Below are 13900 nucleotides of genomic sequence, written 5' to 3' on the forward strand. Positions count from 1 at the left end.
CCATGCAAAACACAACTCATGATAACGTGATTCTGGAACTCACCGTTCGCAACCATCCGGGTGTAATGACCCACGTTTGTGGCCTTTTTGCCCGTCGCGCTTTTAACGTTGAAGGCATTCTCTGCCTGCCGATTCAGGACAGCGACAAAAGCCACATCTGGCTACTGGTCAATGACGACCAGCGTCTGGAGCAGATGATAAGCCAAATCGACAAGCTGGAAGATGTGGTGAAAGTGCAGCGTAATCAGTCCGATCCGACCATGTTTAACAAGATTGCGGTGTTTTTTCAGTAACCGCTCAAGGCTTGAACAACATCGCGCTTATCGTTAAGGTAAGCGCGTTTTATTACCCTCCAGGACAAGATCATGATCACCGTTGCCCTTATAGACGATCACCTTATCGTCCGCTCCGGCTTTGCGCAGCTGCTGGGGCTGGAACCTGATTTGCAGGTAGTTGCCGAGTTTGGTTCGGGGCGCGAGGCGCTGGCGGGGCTGCCGGGGTGCGGTGTGCAGGTGTGTATTTGCGATATCTCCATGCCTGATATCTCCGGTCTGGAGCTTCTAAGCCAGCTGCCGAAAGGCATGGCGACAATTATGCTCTCCGTTCACGACAGTCCGGCGCTGGTTGAGCAGGCGCTTAACGCCGGGGCGCGCGGCTTTCTCTCCAAACGCTGTAGCCCGGATGAACTCATTGCTGCGGTGCATACGGTTGCCACTGGCGGCTGTTATCTGACGCCGGATATTTCCATTAAACTGGCATCCGGTCGCCAGGACCCGCTAACCAAACGCGAACGCCAGGTGGCAGAAAAACTGGCGCAAGGAATGGCGGTGAAAGAGATTGCCGCCGAACTGGGCTTGTCGCCGAAAACGGTACACGTCCATCGCGCCAATCTGATGGAAAAACTGGGCGTCAGTAACGACGTTGAACTGGCGCGCCGCATGTTTGATGGCTGGTGATGAAGACGTTGTTCTCCCGCTTAATTACCGTTATTGCCTGCTTTTTTATCTTCTCTGCCGCATGGTTTTGCCTGTGGAGTATCAGCCTGCACCTGGTTGAGCGCCCTGATATGGCGGTGCTGTTATTTCCGTTTGGCCTGCGGCTAGGGCTAATGCTGCAATGCCCGCGCGGATACTGGCCGGTGCTACTGGGTGCGGAGTGGCTGCTGATTTACTGGCTAATGCAGGCGGTCGGTTTAACCCATTTCTCCTTATTGATGATCGGTAGTTTACTGACGTTATTGCCCGTGGCGCTGATCTCGCGCTATCGCCATCAACGTGACTGGCGCACCTTGCTGTTACAGGGTGCGGCGTTAACTGCGGCGGCGTTGTTGCAGTCGCTGCCCTGGCTTTGGCACGGCAAAGAGTCGTGGAATGCGCTGCTGCTGACTTTAACTGGCGGCCTGACGCTGGCCCCGATATGTCTGGTGTTCTGGCACTATCTGGCGAATAACACCTGGCTGCCGCTCGGCCCGTCACTGGTTTCTCAGCCAATCAACTGGCGCGGGCGACATCTGGTCTGGTACTTGCTGCTGTTTGTTATCAGTCTCTGGCTCCAGTTGGGATTGCCAGACGAACTGTCGCGCTTTACGCCATTCTGTCTGGCGCTGCCGATTATCGCGCTGGCCTGGCACTATGGTTGGCAAGGAGCGCTGATTGCGACATTGATGAACGCCATCGCGCTGATCGCCAGTCAAACCTGGCGCGATCATCCGGTGGATTTATTGCTCTCGCTGTTGGTGCAAAGTCTGACAGGGTTGTTACTGGGCGCAGGCATCCAGCGGTTGCGTGAACTTAACCAGTCGCTGCAAAAGGAACTGGCGCGCAATCAGCATCTCGCTGAACGGTTGCTGGAAACCGAAGAGAGCGTGCGCCGTGATGTGGCACGTGAGCTGCACGATGATATCGGTCAGACCATTACTGCTATTCGAACTCAAGCGGGCATTGTTCAGCGGCTGGCGGCAGATAACGCCAGCGTGAAACAGAGCGGGCAGCTCATCGAACAACTATCGCTGGGCGTTTACGACGCGGTGCGCCGTTTGTTAGGTCGGTTACGTCCGCGCCAGTTGGATGATCTCACCCTGGAGCAGGCCATCCGCTCACTGATGCGGGAAATGGAGCTGGAAGGGCGCGGCATTGTCAGCCATCTCGAATGGCGAATCGATGAATCAGCGTTAAGCGAAAACCAGCGAGTGACGCTGTTTCGTGTCTGCCAGGAAGGGCTGAACAACATTGTGAAACATGCTGATGCCAGCGCGGTCACCCTGCAAGGCTGGCAGCAGGATGAACGGTTGATGCTGGTGATTGAAGACGATGGCAGCGGTTTACCGCCAGATTCCGGGCAACACGGTTTTGGCCTTACCGGAATGCGCGAGCGCGTAACGGCGCTGGGTGGCACATTGACCATTTCCTGTCTGCACGGCACGCGTGTCAGCGTTTCTCTACCTCAACGTTATGTCTAAGGTTCGATGATGTTGCCGTTTCTGAAAGCGCCCGCCGATGCGCCATTAATGACTGATAAACATGAAATTGATGCCCGCTATCGCTACTGGCGTCGGCATATTCTGCTGACCATCTGGCTGGGTTACGCGCTGTTTTACTTCACGCGTAAAAGTTTTAACGCCGCCGTACCAGAAATCCTTGCTAACGGCGTGCTCAGCCGTAGCGATATTGGCCTGTTAGCGACCCTGTTTTACATTACCTACGGCGTGTCGAAGTTTGTCTCCGGCATTGTCAGCGATCGCTCAAATGCCCGTTATTTTATGGGGATAGGGCTTATTGCCACGGGCATTATCAACATTCTGTTTGGCTTCTCGACGTCGCTATGGGCGTTTGCCGTGCTTTGGGTGTTGAACGCCTTTTTCCAGGGCTGGGGTTCACCGGTGTGTGCGCGTCTGTTAACCGCCTGGTATTCTCGTACCGAGCGCGGCGGTTGGTGGGCATTATGGAACACGGCGCATAACGTCGGCGGCGCACTCATTCCCATTGTGATGGCAGCGAGCGCGCTGCATTACGGCTGGCGTGCCGGGATGATGATTGCGGGTTGTATGGCGATAGTCGTGGGGATTTTTCTCTGCTGGCGGCTGCGCGATCGCCCGCAGGCGTTAGGTTTACCGGCGGTTGGTGAATGGCGGCACGACGCACTGGAGATTGCTCAACAACAAGAAGGGGCAGGGCTGACGCGTAAAGAGATCCTCACCAAATATGTGTTGCTGAATCCGTATATCTGGCTGCTTTCGTTTTGCTATGTGCTGGTCTATGTGGTTCGGGCGGCGATCAACGACTGGGGCAATTTGTATATGTCCGAGATGCTGGGCGTCGATCTGGTCACGGCGAATACGGCAGTGACAATGTTTGAACTGGGCGGATTTATCGGTGCGCTGGTAGCGGGTTGGGGTTCGGACAAACTGTTTAACGGCAACCGCGGGCCGATGAATTTGATTTTCGCCGCCGGAATTTTGCTTTCAGTCGGCTCGCTGTGGCTGATGCCATTTGCCAGCTACGTGATGCAGGCAACCTGCTTCTTCACCATTGGTTTTTTTGTCTTTGGCCCGCAGATGTTAATCGGCATGGCGGCGGCAGAGTGTTCCCACAAAGAGGCGGCAGGGGCGGCGACGGGATTTGTCGGCTTGTTTGCTTATCTTGGTGCGTCGCTTGCTGGTTGGCCGCTGGCGAAAGTACTCGATACCTGGCACTGGAGCGGATTTTTTGTGGTTATCGCCATCGCCGCCGGGATTTCCGCACTGCTATTACTGCCCTTTTTGAACGCCCAGACACCGCGAGAAGCGTGATGCATCTCACCTTTTCACTTCATATCCGGCAAAACTAAGAAATTTTCCAGGTTTTGCCTGGACGCTATCTCAGGCCTGATTTGCTGCTGATTTTTACAATGCATGCCTCACGCAGGTATTCATTTCAGGAGTAACCCATGCTGGCTTTCTTAAACCAGGTTCGCAAGCCGACCCTGGACCTTCCGCTCGAAGTGCGGCGCAAAATGTGGTTCAAACCGTTCATGCAATCCTACCTGGTGGTCTTTATCGGCTACCTTACGATGTACCTGATTCGCAAGAACTTTAACATCGCGCAGAACGACATGATCTCGACCTACGGGTTGAGCATGACGCAGCTGGGGATGATCGGCCTGGGCTTCTCCATCACTTATGGCGTGGGTAAAACGCTGGTTTCTTACTACGCCGACGGCAAAAACACCAAACAATTCCTGCCGTTCATGCTGATCCTGTCTGCCATTTGTATGCTGGGCTTCAGTGCCAGTATGGGCAGCGGCTCGGTTAGCCTGTTCCTGATGATTGCCTTCTACGCCTTGAGCGGCTTTTTCCAGAGTACCGGCGGTTCGTGCAGTTACTCCACCATCACCAAATGGACGCCGCGTCGTAAACGCGGGACATTCCTCGGTTTCTGGAACATTTCTCACAACCTTGGTGGTGCAGGCGCAGCAGGTGTGGCGCTGTTCGGCGCAAATTACCTGTTCGATGGTCATGTCATCGGCATGTTTATTTTCCCGTCGATTATCGCGCTGATTGTTGGTTTTATTGGTCTGCGTTACGGCAGCGACTCCCCGGAATCTTATGGCCTCGGCAAAGCTGAAGAGCTGTTTGGCGAGGAGATCAGTGAAGAGGATAAAGAGACAGAATCTACCGATATGACCAAGTGGCAGATCTTTGTTGAGTATGTGCTGAAAAACAAAGTGATCTGGCTGCTGTGCTTTGCCAACATTTTCCTCTATGTGGTGCGTATTGGTATCGACCAGTGGTCAACCGTGTATGCGTTCCAGGAACTGAAACTCTCTAAAGCGGTGGCGATTCAGGGCTTTACGCTGTTTGAAGCTGGTGCGCTGGTCGGTACGCTGCTGTGGGGCTGGCTCTCTGACCTGGCGAACGGTCGCCGTGGCCTGGTGGCCTGTATCGCGCTGGCGCTGATTATCGCCACGCTCGGTGTGTATCAACACGCCAGCAACGAATATATCTACCTGGCTTCTCTCTTTGCGTTGGGTTTCCTGGTCTTTGGCCCGCAATTGTTGATTGGTGTGGCGGCTGTTGGCTTTGTACCTAAAAAAGCGATTGGCGCTGCCGATGGTATTAAAGGCACCTTCGCTTACCTGATTGGTGACAGCTTTGCCAAGTTAGGTCTGGGAATGATTGCCGATGGGACGCCGGTATTTGGCCTTACCGGCTGGGCAGGCACCTTCGCCGCGCTGGATATCGCCGCGATTGGTTGTATCTGCCTGATGGCGATAGTGGCGGTGATGGAAGAACGCAAAATCCGCCGCGAGAAAAAAATTCAGCAGTTGACAGTGGCATAAACGTAACTGGTGACTTTTGCCCGGCATGACGCCGGGCTTTTTTTTATTATTCCGTGAATTCCAGCGTAGTGAAGGCAAACTTCTCGCCATCAAACAGCCCCTGACTGGTTAGTTTCAGCGCGGGGATCACTGGCAGGGAAAGAAACGCCATCTGAATAAACGGCTCATCGGGTAACGGACCGCATTCACGGGCGGCGGCTTTCAAGGCGTCAATTTGCTCCGCCAGTGACTGCGCCGTGTCGGTGCTCATTAGCCCGGCAATGGGCAACGGTAGATGACTTTGTACCTGGCCGTTACGGACCACGCACAGCCCGCCGCCATCCTGAATCACCTGATTGACCGCCAGCGCCATCTCTTCTGCGCTACGACCGATCACTACAATATTATGGCTGTCATGGCTGACCGTCGCAGCCAGCGCACCTTCATTCAGGCCAAAGCCGCCGAGCAAACCACAGGCCGGAGCCAGTCGTTGTCCGTAACGCTCAAGAACGGCAATAAAGCACACATCATCGCGATCAAAACCGTTTTCGCTGTAGACGCTGGAGCGGGAGTGCGTGATCAGTTCGTTATGGATTACCTCAATAACGCGATAGCGTTTTCCGGGGGTAAATTGCAGGGCAAAGTCGCTGGCGGAAACTGGCTGGCGATCAATGGTATTGCCATATGGCGGGGCGGATTGTGCCAGTCTCGCCGACTCTTCCGCCTGTAAGGTTTGTGCATCGATCGGCTCGCCTTTCACCAGTACCTGCTGCACCGTGACCTTACGCGCATCGCTCAACAGGACGATATCGGCCTGCTTGCCGGGTGCCAGTAAGCCGAGGTGATTCAGACCAAAATGGCGCGCCGTCGACCAGCTGGCTACGCGATATGCCACATGCAGCGGTACATTGTGTTGTTCGATCAGGCGGCGAATTAAGGCATCGATGTGTCCTTCATGGGCGATCTCCCACGGGTTACGGTCATCGGTACAGAGCATGCATTGCGGGCTGTTAAATTCGTTGATCAACGGTGCCAGCGCGTTGAGATTGCGGGCTGCGGACCCTTCACGGATCATCAATGACATGCCGAGTTGCAATTTCCGGCGTCCTTCTTCCAACTGATAACTTTCGTGGCAGTTTTCAATACCCGCAGCAATATAGGCGTTAAGTTCTTTACCACCCAAACCCGGGCAGTGACCGTCCAGCGTCAGGTGGCGAAATGCGTCCAGTTTATCGAGCAGCGCATTCTGCCCGCTAATTACGCCAGGGTAGTCCATCATTTCTGCAAGGCCGGTAACCTGCGGATGGTCCCGCCAGGCGAGCATCTGTTCAAGGGTAAAACTGGCACCATTAACATCGCAGCCTTCCAGTGCGGGTACGCAAGAGCTGACCTGTAAGTACTGGTTTTGCCTTGCCTGTTCGGCACAGCGGGCAAACCAGGCGAATCCGGCTTCGCCCATCACGTTGACGATTTCATGAGGGTCGCAAATAACGGTCGTCAGGCCGCGCGGCAGGGTCGCGGTTTCAAAAGTGACTGGCGTCATCATGCTGGATTCAATATGCAGGTGAGCATCAATAAACCCTGGCACCGCCGTTGCGCCGCGGGCATCAATCCGCTGCAAAGCCGGAGCATCAGCGTATTCTGCGCCAACACCGGCAATGTAACGTCCTTTAATCACAATTGGGCCGGAAATTTCTCCGCCATTGATCAGGTCGAGAATAGAGACATTATCAATAATATAATCGGCAACAGCGTCTCCACGGGAAACGGCTAACAATTCCTGGTATTCAGTCCGGCTAATGTGATGAAATTTATGGTTAATAGAATTATTCATATTTTTCTCATTTTGATTTTATCAATTTGATTATTATTTATCATAAAGAAACGTCGCGAGATTATTAAAGAATATCCATTAATGTGCAATTGAAATGTGATAATTATCACTGAACCGTTGTTGTCATTTGTTTTACAAAAGCAAGGGATTAAATCTCCTCCAATGGACAAAAAAATGAATAATGACAATACCGATTACGTGAGTAATGAATCAGGGACGCTTTCGCGATTATTTAAACTATCTCAGCATGGGACCACCGTCCGCACAGAATTGATTGCGGGGATGACCACTTTTTTAACCATGGTGTACATCGTTTTTGTGAACCCGCAAATCCTCGGCGCGGCACAAATGGACCCGAAAGTGGTGTTTGTTACCACCTGTTTGATTGCCGGTATCGGCAGTATTGCGATGGGGGTATTTGCTAACTTACCCGTGGCACTGGCTCCGGCAATGGGCCTGAACGCCTTCTTTGCCTTCGTGGTCGTGGGGGCGATGGGTATCTCCTGGCAGACCGGGATGGGCGCGATATTCTGGGGCGCAGTTGGGCTATTTTTGCTCACGCTGTTTCGTATCCGGTACTGGATGATCTCCAACATTCCATTAAGTTTACGTATTGGTATCACCAGCGGAATCGGATTATTTATCGCCTTAATGGGATTAAAAAATACTGGCGTTATTGTCGCCAATAAAGACACCCTGGTGATGATTGGCGATTTAAGTTCTCACGGCGTGTTGTTAGGTATTTTAGGGTTTTTTATTATAACCGTGTTGTCATCACGTCATTTTCATGCCGCGGTGCTTGTTTCTATTGTGGTGACGTCTTGCTGTGGATTGTTTTTCGGTGATGTTCATTTTAGCGGCGTCTATTCCATTCCGCCTGATATTAGCGGCGTCATTGGTGAAGTGGATTTGAGCGGTGCGTTATCACTTGAACTCGCCGGTATCATTTTCTCCTTTATGCTGATCAACTTATTTGATTCATCAGGGACATTAATTGGTGTGACTGATAAAGCTGGCTTAATAGATAGTAACGGTAAATTCCCCAATATGAATAAGGCGCTGTATGTTGATAGCGTCAGTTCGGTGGCGGGTGCGTTTATCGGTACCTCGTCTGTTACCGCCTATATTGAAAGTACTTCAGGTGTGGCTGTCGGTGGTCGCACGGGGCTGACGGCTGTCGTAGTCGGCGTTATGTTCCTGTTAGTTATGTTCTTCTCACCGCTGGTGGCGATGGTTCCTCCTTACGCAACCGCCGGAGCGTTAATCTTTGTTGGCGTGCTGATGACTTCAAGCCTGGCGCGCGTTAACTGGGATGATTTTACCGAATCGGTGCCTGCGTTTATTACCACGGTGATGATGCCCTTTACTTTCTCGATCACCGAAGGGATTGCACTAGGCTTTATGTCGTACTGCATCATGAAAGTGTGCACCGGGCGCTGGCGCGATCTGAACCTGTGTGTGGTGGTGGTCGCAACTCTGTTTGCACTGAAGATTATTCTGGTGGATTAGTAACTGGCGAGGGTTTCCAGATATCATGAGTTCTGATTACGCAGGAGAACTCATGATCTGGATAATGCTCGCCACGCTGGCGGTAGTGTTTGTGGTTGGTTTTCGGGTGCTGACATCCGGGGCCAGAAAAGCGATTCGCCGTCTCAGCGATCGGCTGAACATCGATGTCGTACCCGTGGAGTCGATGGTCGATCAAATGGGAAAGTCAGCCGGTGACGAATTTTTACGTTATTTGCATCGCCCGGATGAGTCGCACCTGCAAAACGCCGCGCAGGTGTTGCTCATCTGGCAAATTGTCATTGTCGATGGTAGCGAACAGAACCTGCTGCAATGGCATCGGATTTTACAAAAAGCCCGCCTTGCCGCGCCGATTACTGATGCTCAGGTCAGGCTGGCGCTGGGTTTTCTGCGCGAAACCGAACCTGAAATGCAGGATATCAATGCTTTTCAGATGCGCTATAACGCGTTCTTTCAGCCTGCCGAGGGCGTTCACTGGCTGCATTAAAACCGCTTCGTCTTATCAGCCTACAGACCGCGCCTGACCTGGTGGGTGGATAAGACGTTCACACCGCATCCGGTAATCTTTGCCCTGTTCCGTTTCGATCTTAACTCCAGCTCAAGCAACACCGTAAAAGTTGCAAAAACGTTAAATACGTCACACATTTCAATGTTAAAGTGGTCGGCTTTCCCTCTGAAACATGCCACGGGTAACACCATGAGTGAATTTATTGCTGAAAACCGCGGCGCGGATGCCATCACCCGACCGAACTGGTCAGCCGTTTTCTCGGTGGCGTTTTGCGTCGCCTGTCTGATTATCGTTGAGTTTTTGCCTGTCAGTTTGTTGACGCCAATGGCCCAGGATTTAGGCATTTCGGAAGGGGTTGCCGGCCAATCGGTGACCGTGACCGCCTTTGTGGCGATGTTTGCCAGTTTGTTTATTACCCAGACCATTCAGGCCACTGACCGCCGCTACGTTGTCATTCTGTTCGCCGTTTTGCTGACGCTTTCCTGTTTGCTGGTTTCCTTTGCCAACTCATTCAGTCTGCTGTTAATCGGCCGCGCCTGTCTGGGTCTGGCGCTGGGCGGGTTCTGGGCGATGTCGGCGTCGCTGACCATGCGTCTGGTACCGCCGCGTACGGTGCCGAAGGCGCTGTCGGTGATCTTCGGCGCGGTTTCTATTGCGCTGGTGATTGCCGCGCCGTTGGGCAGTTTTTTAGGCGAGCTTATCGGTTGGCGCAATGTCTTTAATGCGGCGGCGGCGATGGGCGTGCTGTGTATTTTCTGGATTATCAAATCACTGCCTTCGCTGCCAGGTGAACCTTCGCATCAGAAACAAAATACTTTCCGCTTATTACAACGTCCGGGAGTGATGGCCGGGATGATCGCCATCTTTATGTCCTTTGCCGGACAGTTTGCTTTTTTCACTTATATTCGCCCAGTGTATATGAATCTGGCGGGATTCGGTGTTGATGGCTTAACCCTGGTGCTGCTGAGTTTTGGTATCGCCAGCTTTGTCGGGACATCGCTTTCGTCGTTTATTCTCAAACGTTCGGTGAAACTGGCCTTAGCGGGCGCACCGTTTGTGCTCGCCCTGAGCGCGCTGGTACTGACACTGTGGGGAAGCGATAAAATTGTTGCTACTGGTGTGGCGATTATCTGGGGGCTGACCTTTGCTTTAATTCCCGTTGGTTGGTCAACGTGGATCACTCGCTCATTGGCCGATCAGGCAGAAAAGGCTGGATCTATTCAGGTGGCCGTTATTCAGCTTGCTAACACCTGCGGTGCGGCAATCGGCGGTTATGCGTTGGATAACATTGGTCTGACTTCGCCGCTGATGTTGTCCGGCACATTGATGTTGCTGACTGCATTGTTGGTGACTGCAAAGGTGAAAATGAAGAAATCCTGATATCAGGTAAAGAAGCGTTGGTCAGTGGTTGTTGCCGTTCTTACATATCCGGGCATTCTACCTTACCCAACGCTTCCCAATAATTGCTCTGATTATTACGTTCCATCGCCACGATGGCCTCGCGTATATGTTGTTTATTGTTTTCATCTGACAACATTAACTTTTCCCACGCTTCATCTGATAATGACGCCTGTGGCGTGCAAATTTTACGTAAATCTTGCAATACCGTGGTTTTCTCTTTTGCCGACTGTAGAGAACTGAATGGCGACTCGGCCTGAGAAATGGCTGGAAAAATCAGGAATACGGTAATCATGAGTAGCATCGTTGGCTTCATAGCGGCAACCTTCTGCAAATGTGCATCGAATGAAGCATAAGTGTAGTTTGCTTTTGCCGCTCTCATCATGCTGTACGAAAGGTGTTTGCGTGGTCAGTAAGAAGTGCCAGACTTTATATTCCACTTTTATTCCTTTTTATTCTTATCGATAGCGTTTCGTTTTTTAAACTGCAGCGACCTTACCGCTATAGTCAGGTAATCATTAATAAAAGGATAAAAAAATGAAACTGACAACACATCATCTACGGGCGGGGGCCGCATTATTACTGGCAGGAGTTCTGCTGGCAGGTTGCGACCAGAGCAGCAGCGATGAAAAGCATATTAAAGTTGGCGTTATTAATGGCGCAGAACAAGATGTCGCGGAAGTCGCTAAAAAGGTAGCAAAAGAGAAATATGGTCTCGATGTTGAACTGGTAGGATTTAGCGGTTCGTTGCTACCGAACGATGCGACAAATCATGGCGAGCTTGATGCGAACGTCTTCCAGCATCGACCCTTTCTTGAACAAGATAATCAGGCGCATGGTTATAAACTGGTAGCGGTGGGAAATACGTTTGTCTTCCCCATGGCGGGCTATTCCAAAAAAATCAAAACAGTGGCGCAAATAAAAGAAGGTGCGACAGTGGCGATCCCCAACGACCCGACTAACCTTGGTCGCGCGCTTTTACTGCTGCAAAAAGAGAAGCTAATTACTCTGAAAGAAGGAAAAGGGTTATTACCTACCGCGTTGGATATAACCGATAATCCACGCCATTTGCAGATAATGGAGCTGGAAGGGGCACAGTTGCCACGTGTACTGGACGACCCGAAAGTGGATGTAGCGATTATCAGCACCACTTACATCCAGCAAACAGGACTTTCTCCGGTTAACGACAGCGTATTTATTGAAGATAAAAATTCGCCGTATGTGAATATTCTGGTGGCACGGGAAGATAATAAGAATGCAGAAAACGTGAAGGAATTTCTGCAATCTTATCAATCACCCGAAGTCGCTAAAGCGGCAGAAACCATCTTTAACGGAGGCGCGGTGCCTGGCTGGTAATTCTCACTCATGCCGCGCCGGACGATTTATTTTTCTGGCGCGGCGGCGGGAATCCATTGAAATCAAAATCACCGATGACAGAATCAGCAGCGTTCCCAGCCAGTCCGGCAATGTGAAGGTGATCCCCAGCAACAACAAAGAGAGCAGCGCGCTACTTAATGGTTCTGCACAGCTTAAAATGCTGGCTTTTGGACCGCCAATTAATTGTGCTCCTTTCAGGTACAGACTAAATGTCAGGGACGTACCAATGACCACCAAATAAAAAAACGCCAGAATCAAACTGCCGTTAACGACAAAGTTTGTCCCTTGTCTGGCATAAAAGGGCAGCAGGATCAGACCGCCAATCAGCATACTCCAGCCGACGACCGGTAACGTGCCATAGCGGGCAATCAGCGTTGAGGGATAGGTGGTATAGAATGCAGCAGCAAATGCCGAGGCAATCCCCCAGAATAACGCGGCAGGAGAGATCGATAATGACGTCGGATTACCGTGTGTCACCAATAAAAAAGTCCCGATCAGCGATGTCAAAATAGCGCAGAAAACCAGAATGCCCGGGCGGGATTTACGCACCAGTGAGAACCAGGCGACGATAATAGTCGGTGAGAGGAATTGCAGCACCGTTGCCGTGGCTGCGTTCGATTTTTCGATGGTTAGCAAAAAAGTGAGCTGTACGGTTAGCGCGCCAACCACGGAAAAAATCAGTAGGCTAATGGCATCTTTGTGATTGTTAATAATAGAAAAGATTTTATCACCATGAATAAATGATAGCGTCAGCAGAATCAAACCGGCGAATATCAAACGCGTCATAGTCAAAAACTGCGACGACATCTGGCTTTGCTCCATGATGTATTGCGCGCAGACCCCTGAACTTCCCCACAACACGGCGGCAATCAGAACGTTCAGCATCCCCTTTCTGGTGGAACCCATTTTTCCCTCTGCATACTGTTTTGTCTTTTCATCAATATACGTTAAGGATACCACTACCGATGACGGTGAGGGAGTAGAGTAATCAATCAGTTTTAGTGAATGGAGGAAATAATGACATATAACAATTATTCATATGGTGTTTAAAAAAACTCAATATGAAATTTAATTATTTAATGTTCAATAACTCTATGGCTTTAGTATATTCATCAGGAATACCAATTGTAAAACAAGGTGCGGTATCGGTAGGTAGATTTTCTTTGTTATCATCATCCAGAACAGAAATAGAAAACTGTCGTTCAGGTGTTGATGTCGTTGGTTATTAAAATGGTTGGATTAGGAAGAGAAACATATGTTGTATCATTTTTTAGTTTTATTTCTTTGATGTTTTCTTTGTTAATTTTATCAATCGTTTCAATAGAGAAAAAAGAATCATACCCCATTCGCAGTTCAATTTTATTATCGTTTTTGAATAAATAAATGGCATTATTGTTTTGAAGCAGATTGAATATATTGTTAGCGCAAGTTTGAGTTGCTAGCCAGGATGCCGCTGGATGACTCAAATTAATATGCGTGCTAAAGACTTTGACGCGACTACTTCTGTTTTTCTCTTTACTTTCAATTAAATGCCTAGCGCTTTTGGCTGCTTTACAAGTTCCATGCCCCACACGGCAAAAATAATCTCCTGAAAGGATACTTACAATCAGTATTACACCAATGACGACAGAAAAAATAGTTCCGATGAGTTTGATGATGACAATCCTTGTGCAGTGTTATTTTCACCATGGATTATAATGTTATAGTGAAATTATTGCGCATGTAATTTTTCTTTGATTGTTTTAACATCACATTTATGCACTTCTTCATCTTTGTAGCAGGTAAAAGCCATATATGGATGGCTGGTGTCCGGTGCAGATAAAATGCAACTTATTCTTGATAGCTTGAAAAAAAGAGAGGTTTTTTTGAGTGACGGTTGATAGTCGGTGGCAAGGAAGACGTTTTCGTACACTCGGCAAGAAAAACGAATCACTCTGTCATACTACCAGATACATCAGCAG

Annotated in this window: 13 protein-coding genes; 9 read left to right on the forward strand and 4 right to left on the reverse strand. The window is 50.4% G+C overall.

Annotated elements, in window-relative coordinates; all coding sequences use genetic code 11:
• The first annotated feature begins 2 nt into the window (after positions 1-2).
• The 5 genes from ilvN to uhpT all read left to right on the forward strand — a co-directional run bounded on the left by ilvN (position 3) and on the right by uhpT (position 5316).
• Complete coding sequence (gene ilvN, locus EAS44_RS00940) at positions 3-293, forward strand: acetolactate synthase small subunit (protein ID WP_001181706.1); 291 nt, start codon at positions 3-5, stop codon at positions 291-293.
• 72 nt (positions 294-365) lie between these two features.
• Positions 366-956 (forward strand): transcriptional regulator UhpA, encoded by a 591-nt coding sequence (uhpA, locus tag EAS44_RS00945; RefSeq protein WP_025856604.1) that lies wholly within the window; start codon positions 366-368, stop codon positions 954-956.
• Positions 956-2458, forward strand: a complete 1503-nt coding sequence (gene uhpB, locus EAS44_RS00950; protein WP_001332272.1) for a signal transduction histidine-protein kinase/phosphatase UhpB — start codon at positions 956-958, stop codon at positions 2456-2458. Before uhpA ends, uhpB begins: the two co-directional genes overlap by 1 nt.
• Before the next feature lie 9 nt (positions 2459-2467).
• On the forward strand, positions 2468-3787 hold the full coding sequence (gene uhpC / locus EAS44_RS00955) for an MFS transporter family glucose-6-phosphate receptor UhpC (RefSeq protein WP_001350834.1): 1320 nt from the start codon (positions 2468-2470) through the stop codon (positions 3785-3787).
• Between the two features lie 137 nt (positions 3788-3924).
• Positions 3925-5316 carry a hexose-6-phosphate:phosphate antiporter gene (gene uhpT / locus EAS44_RS00960; protein ID WP_000879194.1) on the forward strand — a complete coding sequence of 464 codons (1392 nt, stop codon included), beginning with the start codon at positions 3925-3927 and terminating at the stop codon, positions 5314-5316.
• A gap of 46 nt (positions 5317-5362) precedes the next feature.
• Here uhpT and adeD read toward each other — a convergent pair whose 3' ends face one another.
• Complete coding sequence (gene adeD / locus EAS44_RS00965; RefSeq protein ID WP_001065732.1) at positions 5363-7129, reverse strand: adenine deaminase; 1767 nt, start codon at positions 7127-7129, stop codon at positions 5363-5365.
• 174 nt (positions 7130-7303) lie between these two features.
• Between adeD and adeQ the strand changes: the two genes are divergently transcribed.
• The 3 genes from adeQ to nepI all read left to right on the forward strand — a co-directional run bounded on the left by adeQ (position 7304) and on the right by nepI (position 10544).
• On the forward strand, positions 7304-8638 hold the full coding sequence (gene adeQ, locus EAS44_RS00970; protein WP_001363077.1) for an adenine permease AdeQ: 1335 nt from the start codon (positions 7304-7306) through the stop codon (positions 8636-8638).
• 52 nt (positions 8639-8690) lie between these two features.
• Positions 8691-9143, forward strand: coding sequence for a DUF1198 domain-containing protein (yicN, locus tag EAS44_RS00975; protein WP_001295241.1), 453 nt, complete (start codon positions 8691-8693; stop codon positions 9141-9143).
• Between the two features lie 210 nt (positions 9144-9353).
• Positions 9354-10544, forward strand: coding sequence for a purine ribonucleoside efflux pump NepI (gene nepI / locus EAS44_RS00980; RefSeq protein WP_011478308.1), 1191 nt, complete (start codon positions 9354-9356; stop codon positions 10542-10544).
• A gap of 40 nt (positions 10545-10584) precedes the next feature.
• Here nepI and yicS read toward each other — a convergent pair whose 3' ends face one another.
• Complete coding sequence (gene yicS / locus EAS44_RS00985) at positions 10585-10878, reverse strand: protein YicS (protein WP_001297978.1); 294 nt, start codon at positions 10876-10878, stop codon at positions 10585-10587.
• Positions 10879-11099: 221 nt separating this feature from the next.
• Here yicS and nlpA point away from each other — a divergent pair, with 221 nt between their 5' ends.
• Complete coding sequence (nlpA, locus tag EAS44_RS00990; protein ID WP_000779409.1) at positions 11100-11918, forward strand: lipoprotein NlpA; 819 nt, start codon at positions 11100-11102, stop codon at positions 11916-11918.
• Between the two features lie 3 nt (positions 11919-11921).
• Here nlpA and yicL read toward each other — a convergent pair whose 3' ends face one another.
• Both yicL and EAS44_RS01000 read right to left on the reverse strand, forming a co-directional pair.
• Entirely contained in the window at positions 11922-12845 is a 924-nt protein-coding gene (yicL, locus tag EAS44_RS00995; RefSeq protein WP_001351210.1) for a carboxylate/amino acid/amine transporter, read from the reverse strand.
• Between the two features lie 296 nt (positions 12846-13141).
• Complete coding sequence (locus EAS44_RS01000) at positions 13142-13510, reverse strand: hypothetical protein (RefSeq protein WP_000509809.1); 369 nt, start codon at positions 13508-13510, stop codon at positions 13142-13144.
• Positions 13511-13900 lie beyond the last annotated feature (390 nt).

The organism is Escherichia coli DSM 30083 = JCM 1649 = ATCC 11775, assembly GCF_003697165.2.
GTDB lineage: Bacteria > Pseudomonadota > Gammaproteobacteria > Enterobacterales > Enterobacteriaceae > Escherichia > Escherichia coli.